Here is a 19,366-nt window from a genome sequence, read left to right as displayed (position 1 = left end):
GGACAGGTGACTTCTACGCTGACGGGGCCGGCCACCGGGTCGCGGGTACGGGTCTGGGCCTGGCGGATCGCCTTCGTGGCGGCGGTGGCACTGCAGCTGTACGGCGTCTACGCGCCGCGCGAGGCCGGTCCGCACGTCGGGCTCCCGCAGGTGGACAAGATCGCGCACTGCTTCCTGTTCGCGGCGGTGGCGTTCACCGGTCTGAAGGTCGGTGTACCGGCGCGCTGGCTGCTCGGAGCTCTCGTCGCGAACGCGGTGGTCAGCGAGCTGGTGCAGCACTGGCTGCCGCAGCGCGACGGCGACCCGTTCGACACCTTGGCCGACCTGGCCGGGGTCGCGCTGGGCGCTTGGCTGGGGTCACGGGCGACCCGTCGTACGCCATGATGGAGGTATGACGGTCTCGACCCTGACCGGTTCGCTGCTGGTGGCGACCCCGTTGCTCGACGAGCCGCCCTTCCGCCGGTCGGTGATCCTGCTGCTGGATCACGACGACGACGGCGCACTCGGGGTGGTGGTGAACCGCGCCGCCGACCTGTCCGTGGACCAGGTGCTGCCGAACTGGTCGTCCGCGGTCGACGAGCCCGGCGTGCTGTTCATGGGCGGCCCCGTCGGCACCGACAGTGCACTCGCGGTCGCAGAGGTCATCGCCACCACCGACCCGCCCGGCTGGCGGGAGTGCTTCGGCCGGATCGGGCTGATCGACCTCGACGTACCACCGGCGCTGCTGGAGGGCGCGATCACCCGGATGCGCATCTTCGCCGGCTACGCCGGCTGGTCCAGCGGCCAGCTCGAGGGCGAGATCGCCGAAGGCGCCTGGTACGTCGTCGAATCCCACCCCGAGGACGTCTTCGGCCACGACCCCGACACCCTCTGGCGCCGAGTCCTCCGCCGCCAGAAAGACCAGATGGCCTACCTGGCCACCTACCCCGACGACCCCACGCTCAACTAACCCCTTGCGGGGGACTACTCGTCGCCGCCCTGGTCGTCGTCGCCGGGGTTGAGGGAGTCCCAGATCTCCTTGCACTCCGGGCAGACCGGGAAGCGCTGCGGGTCGCGGCTCGGGACCCAGACCTTGCCGCAAAGGGCGACGACGGGGGTGCCCATCACCATCGCCTCGGTCAGCTTGTCCTTCGGCACGTAGTGCGAGAACCGCTCGTGATCGCCAGGCTCGGCCGGCGACGTCTGCGTCCGCTCGTCGACAACCGTCTCCGCGCCGGGGGTCAGCTGTGTGCTCATACCCCCGAGTGTAGGACGCATCACCAGCAGACCAGGAACTTTTCCACAGCCCGGGGAATCCCGGGGAATCCAGGGGCAGATCACGGCACCTTCTCCGGCATGACCGACCGAAGGAGGCACTATGAGTGTCGTGGAACCTCTCCCGACCCCGAACTTGTGGCTAGAGCCGCCGAACATGCCGCTGACCAGAGCCGATCTCGATCGGATGCCCGATGACGGCCGCCGGTACGAGCTCATCGACGGAGTGCTGCTCGTGAGCCCGGGCCCGGCCATCCGGCATCAGATCGTCGCCGGCAACCTCAGCGATCTTCTCAGGCGGGCCTGCCCGGCCGACATGCTGGCGCTGTTCGCTCCGGTCGACGTGGTGCTGGCGACCGACACCGTGCTGCAGCCGGACCTGGTGGTTGCCGCCCGGGAGGATTTCGGGAAGCAGGACCTGCCTGGCGCGCCGCTACTGGCCGTCGAGGTGTTGTCGCCGAGCACCCGCCGGTTCGATCTGATGCTCAAGTTCTCGCGGCTCGAGGCGGCCGGTTGTCAGGCGTACTGGGTGGTGGATCCCGACACGCCGAGTCTGATCGCCTGGGAGTTGCAGGACGGCGCATATGTGCAGGTCGCGAAGGCCACGGGCGGCGAAGCGGCGCACCTGACGAGTCCGTACGAGGTGACGGTGGTGCCTGCCGATCTGATCTCGTAACGGATCTCGGGTAACCTTCCTGCCCGGCACACTGTCGACCTTCGGGGGAGTAGCTGTCTGTGGATTCGCACGTGCCGGCCAACCCTGCTGTCCTGCCACCGGCCTATCCGGATCGCGCAGCGTGGGGGACCGCGAGCAAGCTGCGAGCCTGGCAGGCCGAGGCGCTCCAGCTGTACCTGGACAACAACCCGCGGGACTTCCTCGCGGTGGCGACACCGGGCGCAGGCAAGACGACGTTCGCGCTGACCGTGGCCGCCGAGCTGCTGCACCGGCGGCAGATCGAGCGGGTCACCGTGGTGACGCCGACCGAGCACCTCAAGGTGCAGTGGGCCGACGCCGCGGACCGGGCCGGGATCTCGATCGACCCGGCGTTCGCCGGGCGCCGCGGCAAGACCAACAAGGACTTCCAGGGCGTCGCGGTGACGTATGCGGGCGTCGCGGTGAACCCGCTGGCGTTCCGGGTCCGGACCGAGCGGTTCAAGACCCTGGTGATCCTCGACGAGGTGCACCACGGCGGTGACGCCCTGAGCTGGGGCGACGGTGTCCGCGAGGCGTTCGAGCCCGCGACCCGCCGGCTCTGTCTGACCGGGACGCCGTTCCGCAGCGACGACAACCCGATCCCCTTCGTGACGTACGAGGAGGGGCACGACGGCGTCGCCCGGAGCAAGGCCGACTACACCTACGGGTACGGGCACGCGCTGCGCGACCACGTCGTCCGCCCGGTGATCTTCATGTCGTACTCCGGTGAGATGCGGTGGCGGACCAAGGCCGGTGACGAGATCGCCGCGCGGCTGGGCGAGCCGCTCACCAAGGACCTGACCGCCCAGGCGCTGCGCACCGCGCTGGACCCGGCGGGCGAGTGGATGGGCGCGGTGCTGGCGGCCGCGGACAAGCGGCTGACTGAGGTCCGCCGGCACATGCCGGACGCCGGCGCCCTGGTGATCTCGGGCGACCAGAACACCGCCCGCGCGTACGCGAAGACGCTGCGCGAGCTCACCGGCGAGGCGCCGACCGTCGTGCTGTCGGACGAGAAAGCGGCGAGCAAGAAGATCGCGAAGTTCTCCGAGGACAACTCCCGGTGGATGGTCGCCGTGCGGATGGTGTCCGAGGGCGTCGACGTACCGCGGCTCGCCGTCGGCGTGTACGCGACACCGACGTCGACGCCGCTGTTCTTCGCGCAGGCCGTCGGGCGGTTCGTGCGGGCCCGCAAGCGCGGCGAGACGGCGTCGGTGTTCGTGCCCTCGGTGACCCGGCTGCTCGGGTTCGCGGCCGAGATGGAGGTCGAGCGCGACCACGTCCTCGGCCGGAAGAACACGAACGAGGACGGCGACATCTTCGCCCTCGAGGACGACCTGCTGAAGCAGGCGAACCAGGCCGAGGGCGCCAGCGACGAGCTCGAGGGCAACTTCGAGGCGCTCGGGTCGGACGCGAGCTTCGACCGGGTGGTGTTCGACGGCGGTGACTACGGGACCGGCGGCGAGAACGCCTCCGACGAGGAGCTGGACTTCCTCGGTCTGCCGGGTCTGCTGGAGCCCGACCAGGTGCGCGAGCTGCTGCACAAACGCCAGCAGAAGTCGCTGGCGGCGCAGAAGAAGTCCTCGCGGTCCACGAGTGACCGCGAGGACCCGACGCCGACCGAGCTGGCCACCCACGAGCAGATCGCGCTGCTCCGCCGCGAGCTGAACGGTCTGGTCGCCGCCTGGCACCACCGCACCGGCCAGCCGCACGGCGTGATCCACAACGACCTGCGCCGCAAGCTCGGCGGTCCGGCCGCCGCGCATGCCTCGTCGATCGAGCTGAAGGATCGCATCGAGCTGATCCGCGACTGGGCGACCCAGCGCCGCGCCTGACTCGGCGCATCTGATCACCAGCACCTGACACCCCGCCCCGGTTCGCCGGCGGCGGGGTGTTGTGTCGTGACGAAGTGTTGACGTGCTGCGACCGGTGCTGCAAGCTTCGGATACCCGCGCTGCAAGAAATCGTCAGAGTCACGCAATTTCCGTAGCGCTGGAACCTCCCACCGCCCCCGATGGAGGACCACCCGATGCATCGGAAGAATCTTCTGCGGCTCCTGCTGGCCGCCCTGCTCGTCGCCGCCGGTCTGCTGTCGGTCCCGACCGCCATGGCCGCCGACCTGACCAAGACCCTGACCGCCAGCAGTTCGCTTGGTGAATACCCGAGCGGCAACGCCGGCGACGGAAACCAGAACAGCTACTGGGAAAGCAGCAACAACGCCTTCCCGCAGTGGCTGCAGGCGGACCTGGGCGCCACGAAGGACGTCAACCAGGTGACGCTCAAACTCCCGTCCTCCTGGGGGCCGCGCACCCAGACCGTCACGGTATCGGGCAGCGCGAACGGCTCCTCGTTCAGCACACTCGTCAGCAGCACGGCGTACACCTTCAGCGGCACCAACGTCGTCACGATCGATTTCACCAACACCTCGGTGCGCTACGTCCGGCTGACGTTCACCGCGAACACCGGTTGGCCGGCCGCCCAACTGTCGGAGTTCGCGCTGGCCGGGCCTGGTGGCGGGCCGGTCGAACCCCCGACCGGCACGGACCTTGCCGCCGGCAAGGCGATCGAGGCGTCGAGCTCGGTGTTCGGCTTCGTCGCGACCAACGCCAACGACGGCAACACCGGCACCTACTGGGAGTCGAACGGCTTCCCGTCGACCTTGACCGTCAAGCTCGGCGCGAACGCCGACGTCAGCTCGGTCGTCGTCAAGCTCAGCCCGGACCCGGTCTGGGGTCCACGCACCCAGAGCATCGAGGTCCTCGGCCGTGAACAGTCCGCGACCGCGTTCACGTCGGCCGTCGCGCGGACCAACTACCAGTTCGACCCGTCGGCCAACCAGAACACGGTGACGATCCCGGTCACCGGCCGGTACGCCGACCTTCGCCTGCAACTGTTCAGCAACACCGGCGCTCCCGGCGGCCAGGTTGCCGAGCTGCAGGTCTTCGGTACGGCGGCGCCCAACCCGGACCTCGTCGTGACGAACGTCAACTGGTCACCTGCCGCGCCGACCGAGTCGACGCCGATCACCCTGACCGCGACCGTCAAGAACAACGGCTCGGCAGCCGCGCCGGCCAGCAGCCTCAACTTCCTGCTCGGCGGCTCGGTCGCCGGAACCGCGAACGTCCAGGCACTCGCCGCCGGTGCGTCCACCACGGTCACCGCCAGCGCTGGGACGCGTGCGCAAGGAAACTACACCGTCGCCGCCGTCGCCGACCCGGCGAACGTGGTCGTCGAGCAGAGCGACACCAACAACACGCTCCAAGCAGCGACCCAGCTGACAGTCGCCCAGGCCGCGGGGCCTGACCTCCAGGTCACCGGCATCACGGCCAACCCGGCCAATCCGGCACCCGGTGCCCAGGTCTCGTTCACGGTCGCCGTGAACAACCGCGGTACGTCGGCCGCCGCGGCCAGCGTGGCGCGCCTGGTCGTCGGCACGACCACCCTCAACGGCAACGCGCCGTCGATCGCGGCCGGCGCCACCGCCAACGTCGCGATCAGCGGTACCTGGACCGCGACGAACGGCGGCGCGACGCTGACGGCCGCGGCCGATGCGGGCAACGCCGTTGCCGAGACCAACGAAACCAACAACACCTTCACCAAGTCGATGGTGGTCGGCCGCGGCGCCGCCGTACCGTTCACGTCGTACGAGGCCGAGGCGGGCAACTACACCGGCACCCTGCTGACCGCCGACGCGCAGCGGACCTTCGGGCACACCAACTTCGCCACGGAGTCGTCCGGCCGGCAGTCGGTCCGGCTGAACTCCAGCGGTCAGTACGTCGAGTTCACCTCGACCGTGCCGACCAACTCGGTCGTGGTCCGCAACTCGATCCCGGACTCCGCCGACGGACAGGGGCTCCAGGCAACGATCAGTCTGTACGTGAACGGCACGTTCAAGCAGAAGCTCAACCTGAGCAGCCACAACAGCTGGCTCTACGGCAACACCGACTCGCCGGAGGGTCTCACCAACACCCCCGGCGGTGACGCCCGCCGCCTCTTCGACGAGTCGCACGCCCTGCTCAACCAGTCCTACCCGGCCGGCACCACGTTCCGTCTGCAGCGGGACGCCGGCGACACGGCGTCGTACTACATCATCGACCTGGTCGACCTCGAGCAGGTCGCGCCGGCGCTGTCCCAGCCGGCCGGGTGTACGTCGATCACGCAGTACGGCGCGGTGCCGAACGACGGGATCGACGACGCGGACGCCATCCAGCGCGCGGTGACGGACGACCAGAACGGCGTGATCAGCTGCGTCTGGATCCCCGAAGGCCAGTGGCGGCAGGAGAAGAAGATCCTCACCGACGACCCGCAGAATCGGGGTCAGTTCAACCAGGTCGGGATCAGCAACGCGACGATCCGCGGCGCCGGGATGTGGTACTCGCAGCTGTACTCGCTGATCGAGCCGCAGAACGCGGGTGGGATCAACCACCCGCACGAAGGCAACTTCGGGTTCGACATCGACAAGAATGTGCAGCTGTCGGACATCGCGATCTTCGGGTCCGGCCGGATCCGCGGCGGCGACGGGAACGCCGAGGGCGGGGTGGGGCTGAACGGCCGCTTCGGGACCGGTACCAAGATCAGCAACGTCTGGATCGAGCATTCGAACGTCGGGGTCTGGGTCGGCCGCGACTACGACAACATCCCGGAGCTGTGGGGTCCGGCCGACGGGCTCGAGTTCAGCGGGATGCGGATCCGGGACACGTACGCCGACGGCATCAACTTCTCCAACGGAACCCGGAACTCGAAGGTGTTCAACTCGTCGTTCCGCACCACCGGCGACGACGCGCTCGCGGTGTGGGCGAACAAGTACGTCAAGGACCAGTCGGTGGACGTCGGCCACGACAACGCGTTCACCAACAACACCATCCAGCTGCCCTGGCGGGCGAACGGCCTCGCGATCTACGGCGGGTACGGCAACCGGATCGAGAACAACCTGGTCTACGACACGATGAACTACCCGGGCATCATGCTGGCCACCGACCACGATCCGCTGCCGTTCTCCGGGACGACGACGATCGCGAACAACGCGCTCTACCGGTGCGGCGGGGTGTTCTGGAACGAGGACCAGGAGTTCGGCGCGATCACGCTGTTCCCGTCGAACCTCCCGATCCCCGGCGTCACCATCCGGGACACCGAGATCTACGATTCGACCTACGACGGCATCCAGTTCAAGACCGGCGGCGGGGAGATGCCGAACGTTGCGATCAGCAACGTGAAGATCGACAAGTCGAACAACGGCTCCGGCATCCTCGCGATGGGCGGCGCCCGCGGCAACGCGAACCTGTCGAACGTCACGATCACCAACTCCCGCGACGGCGACATCCTGAAGGAGCCCGGCAGCACCTTCACCTTCACCGGGCAGTAGCCACACCCGGGCACGACAGGTGTTCCCCGAGGCCCAGCACCTCTTCACGAGGTGCTGGGCCTCAGCCTTTACGGGCGGTAGACGTGGACGTAGTCGATCTGCATCGACCCCGAGCTGACCGTCGGCGGGATCTTGCCGTACACGAACAGGTCGAGGATCAGCGCGTCACTGGTGCCGGCGGTGTACGCGCCCTGCCGGCAGATCTCCTTGCCGTCGAGATACCAGACGGTCTCGTCGGGGCCGAGTTGCTGGGCGATCGTGTGCCAGTCAGTGGTCAGGTCGGTTGGTGACTGGTAAGTGCAGCCGCCGCCGGGGGACTGGTGGTTGGTGAGATACAGCGCCCGATGGTTGTCGCTGTAGAACTCGTACGTGTCCTGCTCGTTCGAGCCATTGCCGTTCCAGGTCCACGTGGACGGCCAGAATCCCTTGTCCGCCGGGAGTTTCAGCCGGGTCTCGACGTAGTCGCCGGTCTTCACCGCGAACGACTGCGACGGCTCGTGCCCGCAGGCCTGCCCGGTCGTGATCAGGGCGCCGGACCACTCGTACCCGGTCGCCGGGTTGTTCTTCCGCGCCGTCATCGTCAGCTTGCCGTCGCTCACCGCGAGCGCGTCCCAGGTGTGCCACTCGAGCTGCTGGTTGCCCTTGTTGCCCAGGCACTGGTCGGCTTCGGCGTTCGAGTGGATGGCCCACTTCGTCCGGTCGATCGCCGTACCGTCGAACTCGTCCGCGAACACCAGCGCGCCGGGTGCGGCGTCGGCGGCCCGCAGCGGGACGACGAACAACCCCAGCACGACCAGAGCGGTAAGTAACTTACGCATCAGGCAAGCCCCTCCGTCGGAAACCAACGGATCAAACAGTCGCTTGATCAGGGCTTGGTTGTCAACTCCTGCAGGCCGATCACGTCGAGCAGCCGGATCGCCTGCTCGGACGCCGACCCCGGCTCCGCCGTGTACAGCACCACGCGCTGGTCGCGCTCCGGCACCACCAGGACTTCGCAGATCACGTCGACCCGCCCGACCTGGGGATGGAAGATCGTCTGGCACAGCGACTGCTGCCGCCCGACCTCGTGCCGCGCCCAGATCTCCGCGAACTCGGGACTCCCCGCCAGCAGGTCGTCGACGAGCCGGGCGATGGCCGGATCGTTCGGGTAGGTGCTGGTCGCCGCCCGCAGATCGGCGGCGGCGTCACGGGCGAACTCCCGGGTGGCCTCCTCGCCGAACAGGTCGGTCTGCCGGTCGGTGAGGAAGCGGAGCCGGAGCAGGTTCCGGTCCCGCGGCGGGAGCGCGGAGAAGTCCGTGATGAGCGCCGCGGCCAGCGGATTCCACGCGAGGACGTCGTACTTCGCGTCCAGCACCAGCCCCGGTACGTCGAGGCGCGCGAGCATCCGCAGTACGCCGGTCCGCACCTCCGTCGGCGGGCCGGGTGGCGGACCGGGCTGCTCGCCGGCGAGCCGGAACAGGTGATCGCGCTCGTCGTCGGACAACCGCAGCGCGCGGGCGAGACCGGTCAGCACCGCGCGGGACGGGCGCGGGCCGCGGCCCTGCTCCAGACGGGTGTAGTAGTCCGTGGACATCGTCGCGAGGCTCGCCACCTCCTCCCGGCGGAGCCCGGGCGTACGGCGGCGCAGACCGGCGGGCAGTCCGACGTCGGCGGGGCGTAACGCCTCCCGTCGTACCCGGAGGAACTCCGCCAGCCCGTCGCGATCCATGGTCCCAGGATCCCAGGCGCGCGCACGGCCAAACAGGGACCGCCGATCCCAGCCTCGGCCGACTCTGCCTCGCCGGGCCGGATTCGCTCAGGGTTGACGGCATGAACACGACGAAGATCGCGCTCGTCACGGGCGCCAACAAAGGCATCGGCAAGGAGATCGCACGACAGCTCGGGCAGGCCGGGTTCACCGTGCTGGCCGGGTCGCGGGATCTGGAGCGCGGCGAGCTCGCGGTGAAGGAACTGGTTGCCGAGGGCCTGGATGTGGTCGGCCTCCAGTTGGAGGTCACGGACGAGGAGTCGGTGCGGGCTGCGGCCGAGCGGGTCGCGGCGGAGTACGGGCGGCTCGACGTCCTGGTCAACAACGCGGCGATCATTCCCGAGGGCGACGACGCGGTCTCGCGGATCGGCGCCGCGGTTCTGCGATCGGCGTTCGAGACCAATGTGCTCGGGCTCGTGGGGGTCACGCAGGTGTTCCTGCCGCTGCTCCACCAGGCCGAGGCGGCCCGGATCGTGAACCTGTCGACGTCGCTGGCGTCGTTCGAGCAGGTCGGCGATCCGGAGTCGCGGATGTCGACGGTGCTGACGCTCGGCTACAACGCGTCGAAGGCGGCCGTGAACATGGTCACGGTCATGCTCGCCAACGAGTTGCGCGGCAGCGGCATCCTGGTGAACGCCGCCGACCCCGGCAACTGCGCGACCGACATGGGCGGCTGGACCGCGGCGCGCACCCCGGCGCAGGGTGCGGCCGTCGCGGTCGGGCTTGCGACCCTCGCCCCGGACGGCCCGACCGGTCAGGTGTACGCCGAGGAGGGCCGCCTGCCCTGGTGACGGAGCGTCAGACGATCGCGCCGGACCAGGCGAGGGCCTGCTTGAGCAGCTGTCCCCGGCCGCCCTCCATGTCGTTGAGTAGGCTCGGGGCCAGCGCCTCCTCCGGGGTCAGCCAGGTGAGTTCGAGCGCATCCTGGCGCGGGTTGCACTCACCGGTGACCGGTACGACGTACACCAGGGCGACCGCGTGCTGGCGCGGGTCGTGCAGCGGGGTCATGCCGGGGAACGGGAAGTACTCCGCGACCGTGACCGGGACCAGCGTGGCGGGGAGCCGCGGGAAGGCGGCCGGCCCGAGATCCTTCTCGATGTTGCGCTGCAGCGCGTCGCGGATCGACTCGTTGTGCAGGACGCGCCCCGAGACCAGCGTGCGGGTGATCTCGCCGGTCGCGGCGGACGTCCGGAGCAGCACCCCGATGTGCTCGATCCGGCCGGACGGGTCGACGCGCGCCGGAACGGCCTCGACGTACAGGATCGGTACCCGCGTGCGGGTCTCCGCGAGCGCGAACTCGGAGAGCCAGCCGGGATTCGGGTCAGGCGTACGCAGCGACGAACTCATGAGCACATCTTTGCTTACGGTCTGAAAGCGGACCGGTACCGGGAGGGGCTCAGTCCGAATGTCGAGCGGAATCTGCGGGTCGCGTGGCTCGGATCGTGCCAGCCGACCAGCGCGCCGATGGTGCTGATCGGCAGCTCGGTCTCGATCAGCAGGCCGGCGGCGCGTTCGGCGCGGACGCGGTTCAGGTACGCCATCGGGGACATGCCGACCGAGTTGCCGAAGAGCCGGATCAGGTACCCGGGCGCCAGGTTGACGCTCGCCCCGAGCTGTTCGAGGGTCCAGGGCGCGGCGAGGTCGGACTCCAGGAGACGCATCGCGTGCTGCACCGCCGGGTGCGGTGCCGGCCGCATGCCCGTGGCTGCGGGGATCAGGGCGCCGGAGAGCAGGCCGAACACGTCCGGCCCCAGATAGGCGTTGCGGACGACCATGCCCTGGCAGTCGACGTACCCGTGCCACTCGCCCGGGCGGATCACCACCACCGAGTCCGGCGCGAGCTGGACCTCGCCGCCGGCCGACACATGCGTGCCCCGCCCGGCGACAACGACCGCGATCTCGAAGAACGCGTGGCTGTGCACCGCGACGTCCGCGACCAGCTCGATCCGTTCGCCGGCGACCGGCAGCCTCAGGTCCGGGAAGACTGCACTGCTCAGCACGTTGTGCACAACCAACCTCCCAGAGGTGAATTCCGGTCAACTGGCGGTCAACCTCGTCCTGTCGGCGCGGCCGCGGGTCCGAGACCCTGGAAACACCTTCCAGTACGACGGAATCCGAGGAGCCCTCGATGACCACGACCGACCCTACGGCACCCGCGGTGCTCGACGAAGAGATCATTTCCGCCTACCGCCGCGACGGCGTCGTCCGGATCCGGAACATCATCGGCCGCGACGAGGCGGCCCGGTTCGCTGCCGCTGCGGCCGAGTGGACCTCCGGCGCCGACGACCTGTTCAAGGAGTCGAAGATCTTCAACCAGTACGTCAACGTCTGGCGGCAGAACGACGTCCTGCGGGAGCTCACGCTGGATCCGCGACTCGCCGCGGCGGCGACCGCGCTGGCCGGCGTACCGCTGCGGATCTGGCACGACCAGCTGCTGATCAAGCCGCCGCACAACGGCGCTGCGACCGAGTTCCACCAGGACGCGCCGTACTGGCCGCACGCCGGTTCGCGGGCCTCGCTGTCGGCCTGGGTCGCGCTCGTCGACGTACCGGTGGAGCGCGGCTGTATGACGTTCATCCCGGGCTCGCAGCATCACCAGGACCTGCGCAGCCAGGACCTGTCCGACCACGAGGACATGTTCCGCGCCGCACCGGACCTGCGCTGGGAGGAGCGGCTGACGATCCCGCTGCAGGCCGGCGACTGCACCTTCCACAACGCCTACCTGGCGCACTCCGCGACGCCGAACTTCACCGACGACCCGCGGATCGCGCACGTGGCGATCTACATCGACGCGGCGGCGACGTACACCGGCGCCGGCCACGTGGTGACCGACGGCGTCGGCCTGACCGTCGGCGAACCGCTCGAGCACGAGCTCTTCCCGGCTGTCTGATTTTTCACGGTGTGACATAAGTTGGCACCGTGCGTCTGCTCACCGACATCCGTCCGCTGCGTGAGTCCCCCGACTTCCGCAGGCTGTGGATCGGGTCGACGGTGTCCCAGCTCGGTCAGCAGATGACGGCGGTGACCGTCTCGATCCAGGTGTACGCGCTGACGCACTCGACGTTCGCGGTCGGGCTCGTCGGGCTGTTCTCACTGGTCCCGCTGATCGTCTTCGGGCTGTACGGCGGCGCGATGGCCGACGCGATCGACCGCCGTACGCTCGCGCTGGTCTCGTCCACCGGGTTGTGGCTGCTCTCGATGGTCCTGGTGCTGCAGTCGCACCTGGACTGGGAGCAGGTCGGGGTGCTGTATGCCGTCGTGGCCTGCCAGTCGGCCTGCTTCGCGGTCAACAACCCGGCGCGGTCCGCGATCATCCCGCGGCTGATCCGTCCTGAACTGCTGCCGGCCGCGAACACGCTCAGCCAGGCCGCGTTCAACCTGGGCTTCACCGCCGGGCCGCTGCTCGGCGCGGCGGTGATCGCCTGGCAGGGGTTCGCGGCGGCGTACCTGGTCGACGTGATCACGTTCACCGCGGCGCTGTACGCGCTGTTCCGGCTCCCGCCGGTGCCGCCGACCGGCGCCGTACGGCGGGCCGGGCTGCGTTCGGTGCTCGAAGGGTTCACGTTCCTGCGCGCGGCGCCGGCGTTGCTGGCCACCTTCCTCGCCGACATCCTCGCGATGGTGTTCGCGCAGCCGCGGGCGCTGTTCCCGGCCGTCGCGGGTGCGTTCTTCGGCGGCGGCGTCCGGACCGTCGGCCTGCTGCAGGCCGCGCCGGCGATCGGGGCGCTGATCGGCGTGATCTTCTCCGGGTGGGTGACCCGGGTACGCCGTCAGGGTGTCGCGATCGTGCTGGCGATCACGGTGTACGCCGCCGCCGTCGGGCTGTTCGGGCTGTCGCGGACGATCTGGCTGGGCGTCGCGCTGCTCGCGATGTCCGGGGCGGCCGACATGGTCAGCTCGGCGTACCGGAACACGGTGCTGCAGTCCGCGGCGCCGGACGCGATGCGCGGGCGGTTGCAGGGGGTGTTCATCGTGGTCGTGGCCGGCGGCCCGCGGCTGGGGGACTTCGTCGCGGGGACGACGGCGTCGCTGACCAGCCCGACCGTCGCGTTGCTCGGCGGTGCCGCGGTGTGTATCACCGGACTCCTGATCCTGCTGGCGCGGAACCGGCCGTTCCGGGTCTACGACTCGCGGACCCGGGCGCTGAGCTGAGGAATCAGCCGCCGGTCGCGAGCCTCTTCAGCACCGTGAACCAGGAGTCCAGGTCCGGGTTGATCTCGGTCATCGGCTTGTCGTCGACGGTGACGAGCTTGCGGTCGCCGAGCGGCTCCTTCAGCTTGATCGGCGTCATCGACATGTTGCTGTCTTCCGGGCAGGGCACGTCGACGTCGATCGTCACCCGGATCTTGTCCTCGAGTTGCTCGACCTTGAGGTCCGCCGCGCACTTGCCGACGGTACCGATCACCAGGTCCGCCTCGTCGTACTTCGGCGCGTTCTGGATCCACTTCAGGTACTTCGGCTTCTTCCCCTTGATCAGCTGGTAGTACTGCGCCGGCTGCGGGTTCTCCTCGTCCGGGGTGCCGCTGCCGTCACCGATGAAGGTGCCGTAGATCTTGTCGATGCACGGATCCTTGTCGTCCGGGCCGTCGATCGCCCCGAACGCCCGCGCGGCTTTGTAGCAACCGACCGCCTCGCGGTTCAGCGAGATGTTGAAACCGATCAGTGCCACGGCGCCGACGACCATCGCGATCGCCAGCATCCGGCGTGACTTCAGCTGCTGCGGGCCGAGGATGCCGGCCGCGCGGCGGGCCTCCTCCGGGGTCGCGTCGTCCGGCAGCGGGGCGGTGCGGAACAGCGCTGTGATCGAGCTCGTCCACTGCGGATTGATGATCGTCGGAACGGCATAGACCAGGATCAGGCCCACGATCACGACGACGGCGGGGAGCAGCGACCAGTAATTTCGCACGGCAGCAAGATACGGGCCCATCGGGCCGCGACCGAATAACGGATACGCTAACAAGGTGCCAGCCGAGACCTCGCAGACGCTCGACCGGGGACTCACCGTCCTCGAGTTGCTCGCGGACGCCCCCGACGGGCTCTCGATCACCGAGCTCGCGGCGGCGCTGCGGGTCAGCCGGACGGTCGTGTACCGGCTGGTGAACACGCTCGAGCTGCACCGGCTGGTGCGCCGCGACAGCGAGGGCCGGGCCCGGCTCGGACTCGCCGTCCTGCACTACAGCCGGCGGGTGCAGCCGACGCTGCGGGACGCCGCGCTGCCGGTTCTGCGCTCGCTGGCCGAGGACACCGGCGCCACCGCGCACCTCACGGTCGCCGACGGTGAGGAGGCGCTCGCGATCGCGGTCGTCGAGCCGAGCTGGACCGACTATCACGTGTCCTACCGGATGGGCTCCCGGCACGCGCTCGACCAGGGCGCCGCCGGCAAGGCGATCCTGGCCGGCCGCCGCAAACCCGACCCCGCCGGCCGCCCCTTCGTCGTCACCTCCGGCGAACTCCAGGCCGGCGCGCAAGGCGTGTCGTCACCCGTCCTCGGCGTCCCCGGCGTCGAGGCCTCCATCGGCGTAGTCGTCCTGGGCAAACTCGACCGCGACTTCGTCGGCCCCCGGGTAGCCCGAGCCGCAGTAGAAGTCGCCAAACGCCTCGCCTGAAGCCGGACCCCCGGCACTCACCAAGCTCACTTCCGCGGACGATGCCCCGCCTGGCGACCGGACGGGTACGCCGTTCCGGGCCGGTTAGTGAGTGGTGGAGGTTCGGGTCGCCGCCTCGACCAGGGGAAGTACCCGGTGCGGGATCTGTTCGGCCAGAGCGATCACCGTCGAGGCTCGTTGGATGCCGCGGACGATGACCACCTGGTCGATGACGCGTTGGAGGTCGGCGTTGGAGCGGGCGACGATGCGGCACCAGAGATCCTCGGCGCCGGTGATCGTGTGGACCTCGAGGACCTCCGGGATGCGGGCGAGGGCCTCGGCGACCGTGGTGTGACCCGAGCCCTGCTCGATCTGCAGGGTCGCGAACGCCGTCACCGGGTAACCGATCGCGCTGGTGTCGATGTCAGGGCCCCAGCCGCGGACCACGCCGTCGCGCTGCAGCCGGTCGAGACGCGCCTGGACGGTGCCGCGCGCGACTCCCAGCCGGCGCGACGCCTCCAGTACGCCGACGCGCGGCTCGGCGGCGAACAACCTGAGGATCCGGGCGTCCAGCGCATCCACCGCCATAGCAACCCTCCGCGGATAGTCAGACTGACCAAATAGCCTAGCAATCCCGGAAGATCAGTGTGCAGACTGCCCGGTGAAACAAGGAACTGTTGCGCAACCTGCCTCCCAGGAACAAGGCTCGGCGTACCGATCCGAATCCGGAGGAGCAGCCGATGACCAGCACCGACCTCACCCCCGCAGAGCTCGACGCCGATCTCGACCTCGACCAGCTGAAGCAGCTCGTCGGCCTGGTGCCGTACGACGAGAGCACCGACCCGTTCCCGGTCACCGCGATGGATGCCGTGGTGTTCGTGGTCGGCAACGCCACGCAGACCGCGAAGTGGTACCAGCTCGCGTTCGGCATGGACCTGGTCGGCTACTCCGGCCCCGAGACCGGCTCCAAGGACAGCAAGGCGTTCGTGCTCAAGTCCGGCTCGGCCCGCTTCGTGATCTCCGGCGGCGTCAGCCCGAAGAGCCCGCTGCTCGACCACCACCGCAAGCACGGTGACGGCGTCGCCGACCTCGCGCTGGAGGTGCCGGACGTCGACAAGTGCATCGCGCACGCCCGCCAGGTCGGGGCCGTCGTGCTCGAGGAGCCGAACGACGTCTCCGACGAGCACGGTACGATCCGCCGCGCGGCGATCGCGGCGTACGGCGACACCCGCCACACGCTGATCGACCGCAGCCGGTACCACGGCCCGTACCTGCCGGGCTTCGTCGCGGCGAGCACCCGGGTGACGCGGCCCGAGGGGCACCCGAAGCGGCTGTTCCAGGCCGTCGACCACGTGGTCGGCAACGTCGAGCTCGGCAAGATGGACGAGTGGGTTGCCTTCTACAACAAGGTGATGGGCTTCGTGAACATGGCGGAGTTCATCGGCGACGACATCGCCACCGACTACTCGGCGCTGATGAGCAAGGTGGTCGCCAACGGCAACCACCGGGTGAAGTTCCCGCTGAACGAGCCGGCGGTGGCGAAGAAGAAGTCGCAGATCGACGAGTTCCTGGAGTTCTACGACGGCGCCGGCGCGCAGCACATCGCGCTCGCGACCAACGACATCCTGCGCACCGTGGACATCATGCGGGCCAACGGCGTGGAGTTCCTGAACACGCCGGACTCCTACTACGAGGACCCGGAGCTGCGGGCCCGGATCGGCGAGGTGCGGGTGCCGATCGAGGAGCTGCAGTCGCGCGGCATCCTGGTCGACCGCGACGAGGACGGCTACCTGCTGCAGATCTTCACGGCGCCGATCGGCGACCGGCCGACGGTCTTCTACGAGCTGATCGAGCGGCACGGCTCGCTGGGCTTCGGCAAGGGCAACTTCAAGGCGCTGTTCGAGGCGATCGAGCGCGAACAGGAGCGCCGCGGCAACCTCTGAGGCAGGTTTGACGATCAAAAGCTTGCCAAAAGCAACTGGACACGGCGTGTTGCCGTCCGATTACCGGAATGACTGTCCGGGCAGGCTCCGTTCGCGTAGTGTGCCTTCCTGAGTGCGCGTCGGGGCGTGCATTCAGGAAGGGTTTCGTCATGAAGACACTGAGCATTCTGCTCAGCACCGCCGGCCTGGCCGGCGCGGGCGCTCTTGCGTTGTCCGCCCTCCCGGCCGAGGCGGCCACGGCCGCCAGCTGCTCGGGCGCGAGGTCCATCGCATCGGCGCCGATGCTGCGTAACCATCAGCCGCCCAGTTGGGGCACGGTCCGGCTCGTCCGCGACAGTTGCTATCAGTACTGGGCCGAGATCACCATGGCGTCGCCGCTGGTCGCCAATGCGAAGGCCAACGCCTTCCTGGTGCAGTACGGCGGCGGCAACAACGGGCGGGTGCTCAGCTGTGACAGCAGCGGCGGCAACGGCTCGGTCATCCAGGGGCAGCGTACCTGCCGCACGCCCAAGGTGAAGGCGACGAGCGGCAGCATCACGTTCGCCGCGATCGGCCGGGAGTACCACAATTACGGCGGCGGCTACGAGGAGATCTCGGAGAACGTCACCAAACGCACGCGCTGAGACTGGGGTGCACGGTACCGCGCAGTAGTAATTAGGCTCGCAGTATGAGTGAGGTTGTCGAGCAGCTGCGTCAGGTACTGCCGCCCGAGGCATTGGTGACGGATCCGGACCGGATCGAGAGCTACCGGTACGACCGAGCGATGTTCTGCCCGGCCGGGATGCCGCTCGCCGTCGTGCTGGCCCGTGAGACCGCGCACGTCCAGGCGGCGGTGCGGATCGCGAACGAGAACGACGTGCCGATCGTGCCGCAGGGCGCGCGGTCCGGCCTGTCCGGCGCTGCCAACGCGCTCGACGGCTGCATCGTGATCTCGCTGGAGAAGATGGACCGGATCCTGGCCATCGAGCCGGTCGACCGGTACGTCGTCACGCAGCCGGGCGTCTACAACGCGGTCCTGTCCCGCGCGGTCGGCGAGCACGGGCTGTTCTACCCGCCGGACCCGTCCAGCTGGGAGTTCTGCTCGATCGGCGGCAACCTGTCCACGAACTCGGGCGGCCTGTGCTGCGTCAAGTACGGCGTGACCACGGACTACGTGCTCGGCCTGGAGGTCGTGCTCGCCGACGGCCGCGTGCTGCGGACCGGCCGGAAGACCGTGAAGGGCGTCGCCGGGTACGACCTGGCGAAGCTGATCGTCGGCAGCGAGGGCACCCTCGGCATCATCACCGAGGCGACCCTGATGCTCCGCCCGGCCGCGGCCAAGCCGAAGACGATGGCCGCGTTGTTCGGCTCCGGCGTCGAGGCCGGCAACGCGATCCTGGAGATCATCCGCAGCGGCGTCTCGCTCAGCCTGCTGGAGATCATGGACCGGACGACGATCCGCGCCGTCAACAAGTACAAGCGGATGGACCTGCCCGACGAGGCGGCCGCGATGCTGATCGCGCAGTCCGACGCGGGCGGCGAGGCCGGCGCGGCCGACGTCGCCGCGGTCGCGAAGCTGTGCCGCGACCACGGCGCGCTGGAGTGCATCGAGGCCGAGGACGACGCCGAGGGCGAGCTCCTGCTCGAGGGTCGCCGGGCGGCGCTGACCGCCCTGGAGGAACTCGGGACGACGATGATCGACGACGTCGCCGTCCCGCGCTCGCGGCTGGCCGAGTTCATCGGCCGGATCGAGCAGCTGTCCGCGGAGCTGGACATCACGATCGGCGTCCTCGGGCACGCCGGCGACGGCAACATGCATCCGACGGTCGTCTTCGACCAGACCGATCCGGCCCAGGCCGAGCGCGCCCAGGTCGCGTTCGACCGGGTGATGGAGATCGGGCTGGAGCTCGGCGGCACGATCACCGGTGAGCACGGCGTCGGCGTCCTGAAACGGACCTGGCTGGCCGAAGAGATCGGTCCGGTGGCGCTCGACGTCCACCGCGCGATCAAGAACGCGCTGGACCCGAAGAACCTGCTCAATCCGGGGAAAGTCGTCGCCGGATGACACTGTGACGCAACCGCAATAGAACTGCCGGGGCCACTCGACGTCCATGCCCGTCGACTGTGACGTCCGGCCAGGACCATGGAAGTGAGGACGTGTATTAATTCGCGGGGGGACCGGATGCAGGGTAGGAGGCGCCCGATGGGTCTGTGGCGCCGTACCGTGCTGCCTGTTGTCGCCGCCGTGATCGCGACGGCGGCGCTGTCCGCGTGTGCGAACGGCGGCGGTCTGCGGGTCGAAGGGCCTGAGTCGCCCCCGCCGGACACCCCGACGCCGACGGTCGCGTTCGGCACCGGCAGCACCTCCCCGCACCCCGGCCGGACCCCGGAAGTGGCCGTTGACCTGTACAAAGTCCGGGCCGCGCTGCTCGCCGACCCGCGGCTCGGCAGGTACCCGCGGTCGGTGCTCTCGAATTGCACCGTGATTTCGCGTTGCCTCAGCAGGGGTAAGACCGTTGATGTATTGCACAGCGGTACACCCCAACAGATAATCCTCATCCATACCCTGGAGAAGTTCGTCTTCGGTATCTTCCTGATCGCCGTCGAGCCCTCGGGCCCGCGACCGGTCTGGATCCTGGACGTCGAGCAACCGACCGTGAACGCCAGCCCGCAAGGTGACCTGGTGGTCGAGTCGAAGATCTGGACGATCGACGACCCGGTCTGCTGCCCGTCGGGCCGGCGGGTCGAGGTCTACCGTTGGAACGGCCGGCAGATGATCAAGGTGAGCTCGACGGATCAGTAGGG

The 19,366-nt window shown here is 69.1% G+C and carries 20 protein-coding genes; 13 read left to right on the top strand and 7 right to left on the bottom strand.

Going from position 1 to position 19,366, the window contains the following annotated elements; translation table 11 throughout:
- Positions 1 to 6 precede the first annotated feature (6 nt).
- Both AB0I12_RS32010 and AB0I12_RS32005 read left to right on the top strand, forming a co-directional pair.
- The gene (locus AB0I12_RS32010) at positions 7 to 384 is read left to right on the top strand and encodes a VanZ family protein (protein ID WP_359936578.1); all 378 of its coding nucleotides are present in this window, start codon (positions 7 to 9) and stop codon (positions 382 to 384) included.
- Between the two features lie 7 nt (positions 385 to 391).
- Positions 392 to 949: a YqgE/AlgH family protein gene (locus tag AB0I12_RS32005; RefSeq protein ID WP_359936575.1), complete on the top strand. Its 558-nt coding sequence runs from the start codon at positions 392 to 394 to the stop codon at positions 947 to 949.
- Between the two features lie 14 nt (positions 950 to 963).
- On the opposite strand, the gene AB0I12_RS32000 is transcribed toward AB0I12_RS32005, so the two are convergent.
- A complete protein-coding gene (locus AB0I12_RS32000; protein ID WP_355472882.1) occupies positions 964 to 1,236 on the bottom strand; it encodes a DUF3039 domain-containing protein in 273 nt (90 codons plus the stop codon).
- A 121-nt stretch (positions 1,237 to 1,357) separates the two neighbouring features.
- Between AB0I12_RS32000 and AB0I12_RS31995 the strand changes: the two genes are divergently transcribed.
- The 3 genes from AB0I12_RS31995 to AB0I12_RS31985 all read left to right on the top strand — a co-directional run bounded on the left by AB0I12_RS31995 (position 1,358) and on the right by AB0I12_RS31985 (position 7,307).
- Positions 1,358 to 1,930, top strand: a complete 573-nt coding sequence (locus AB0I12_RS31995; protein ID WP_359936572.1) for a Uma2 family endonuclease — start codon at positions 1,358 to 1,360, stop codon at positions 1,928 to 1,930.
- Between the two features lie 59 nt (positions 1,931 to 1,989).
- Entirely contained in the window at positions 1,990 to 3,780 is a 1,791-nt protein-coding gene (locus AB0I12_RS31990; protein ID WP_359936569.1) for a DEAD/DEAH box helicase, read from the top strand.
- Between the two features lie 194 nt (positions 3,781 to 3,974).
- Positions 3,975 to 7,307 (top strand): CARDB domain-containing protein, encoded by a 3,333-nt coding sequence (locus AB0I12_RS31985; RefSeq protein ID WP_359936566.1) that lies wholly within the window; start codon positions 3,975 to 3,977, stop codon positions 7,305 to 7,307.
- A gap of 68 nt (positions 7,308 to 7,375) precedes the next feature.
- Here the strand turns inward: AB0I12_RS31985 and AB0I12_RS31980 are convergent, their stop codons facing one another.
- Entirely contained in the window at positions 7,376 to 8,125 is a 750-nt protein-coding gene (locus AB0I12_RS31980; RefSeq protein WP_359936564.1) for a glycoside hydrolase family 16 protein, read from the bottom strand.
- Positions 8,126 to 8,172: 47 nt separating this feature from the next.
- Positions 8,173 to 9,015 carry a helix-turn-helix transcriptional regulator gene (locus AB0I12_RS31975; RefSeq protein WP_359936561.1) on the bottom strand — a complete coding sequence of 281 codons (843 nt, stop codon included), beginning with the start codon at positions 9,013 to 9,015 and terminating at the stop codon, positions 8,173 to 8,175.
- A 101-nt stretch (positions 9,016 to 9,116) separates the two neighbouring features.
- Here AB0I12_RS31975 and AB0I12_RS31970 point away from each other — a divergent pair, with 101 nt between their 5' ends.
- A complete protein-coding gene (locus tag AB0I12_RS31970) occupies positions 9,117 to 9,845 on the top strand; it encodes an SDR family oxidoreductase (protein WP_359936558.1) in 729 nt (242 codons plus the stop codon).
- Positions 9,846 to 9,852: 7 nt separating this feature from the next.
- On the opposite strand, the gene AB0I12_RS31965 is transcribed toward AB0I12_RS31970, so the two are convergent.
- Together AB0I12_RS31965 and AB0I12_RS31960 are read right to left on the bottom strand one after the other, a co-directional pair.
- Positions 9,853 to 10,401 (bottom strand): NUDIX hydrolase family protein, encoded by a 549-nt coding sequence (locus AB0I12_RS31965; protein ID WP_359936555.1) that lies wholly within the window; start codon positions 10,399 to 10,401, stop codon positions 9,853 to 9,855.
- Between the two features lie 14 nt (positions 10,402 to 10,415).
- Complete coding sequence (locus AB0I12_RS31960) at positions 10,416 to 11,063, bottom strand: AraC family transcriptional regulator (RefSeq protein WP_359936551.1); 648 nt, start codon at positions 11,061 to 11,063, stop codon at positions 10,416 to 10,418.
- A 119-nt stretch (positions 11,064 to 11,182) separates the two neighbouring features.
- Here AB0I12_RS31960 and AB0I12_RS31955 point away from each other — a divergent pair, with 119 nt between their 5' ends.
- Both AB0I12_RS31955 and AB0I12_RS31950 read left to right on the top strand, forming a co-directional pair.
- Positions 11,183 to 11,944, top strand: coding sequence for a phytanoyl-CoA dioxygenase family protein (locus AB0I12_RS31955; RefSeq protein WP_359936548.1), 762 nt, complete (start codon positions 11,183 to 11,185; stop codon positions 11,942 to 11,944).
- 29 nt (positions 11,945 to 11,973) lie between these two features.
- Entirely contained in the window at positions 11,974 to 13,206 is a 1,233-nt protein-coding gene (locus AB0I12_RS31950; protein WP_359936545.1) for an MFS transporter, read from the top strand.
- A gap of 4 nt (positions 13,207 to 13,210) precedes the next feature.
- Here AB0I12_RS31950 and AB0I12_RS31945 read toward each other — a convergent pair whose 3' ends face one another.
- Positions 13,211 to 13,960 carry a hypothetical protein gene (locus tag AB0I12_RS31945; RefSeq protein ID WP_359936542.1) on the bottom strand — a complete coding sequence of 250 codons (750 nt, stop codon included), beginning with the start codon at positions 13,958 to 13,960 and terminating at the stop codon, positions 13,211 to 13,213.
- Between the two features lie 55 nt (positions 13,961 to 14,015).
- Between AB0I12_RS31945 and AB0I12_RS31940 the strand changes: the two genes are divergently transcribed.
- Entirely contained in the window at positions 14,016 to 14,660 is a 645-nt protein-coding gene (locus AB0I12_RS31940) for a helix-turn-helix domain-containing protein (protein WP_355472859.1), read from the top strand.
- An 84-nt stretch (positions 14,661 to 14,744) separates the two neighbouring features.
- On the opposite strand, the gene AB0I12_RS31935 is transcribed toward AB0I12_RS31940, so the two are convergent.
- A complete protein-coding gene (locus tag AB0I12_RS31935) occupies positions 14,745 to 15,227 on the bottom strand; it encodes an Lrp/AsnC family transcriptional regulator (RefSeq protein ID WP_355697145.1) in 483 nt (160 codons plus the stop codon).
- Between the two features lie 152 nt (positions 15,228 to 15,379).
- Between AB0I12_RS31935 and hppD the strand changes: the two genes are divergently transcribed.
- The 4 genes from hppD to AB0I12_RS31915 all read left to right on the top strand — a co-directional run bounded on the left by hppD (position 15,380) and on the right by AB0I12_RS31915 (position 19,364).
- Entirely contained in the window at positions 15,380 to 16,582 is a 1,203-nt protein-coding gene (hppD, locus tag AB0I12_RS31930) for a 4-hydroxyphenylpyruvate dioxygenase (protein WP_359936537.1), read from the top strand.
- Between the two features lie 149 nt (positions 16,583 to 16,731).
- A complete protein-coding gene (locus tag AB0I12_RS31925) occupies positions 16,732 to 17,205 on the top strand; it encodes a hypothetical protein (protein ID WP_359936534.1) in 474 nt (157 codons plus the stop codon).
- Between the two features lie 44 nt (positions 17,206 to 17,249).
- Entirely contained in the window at positions 17,250 to 18,626 is a 1,377-nt protein-coding gene (locus AB0I12_RS31920; RefSeq protein ID WP_359936531.1) for an FAD-linked oxidase C-terminal domain-containing protein, read from the top strand.
- Positions 18,627 to 18,764: 138 nt separating this feature from the next.
- Positions 18,765 to 19,364 carry a hypothetical protein gene (locus AB0I12_RS31915; RefSeq protein WP_359936528.1) on the top strand — a complete coding sequence of 200 codons (600 nt, stop codon included), beginning with the start codon at positions 18,765 to 18,767 and terminating at the stop codon, positions 19,362 to 19,364.
- The last annotated feature ends 2 nt before the right edge of the window (positions 19,365 to 19,366 follow it).

Source organism: Kribbella sp. NPDC050459, assembly GCF_040655315.1.
In the GTDB taxonomy this organism is placed as follows: domain Bacteria; phylum Actinomycetota; class Actinomycetes; order Propionibacteriales; family Kribbellaceae; genus Kribbella.
Note: the sequence above shows the minus strand (reverse complement) of the source record. Positions and strands in the feature narration are given on the sequence as shown.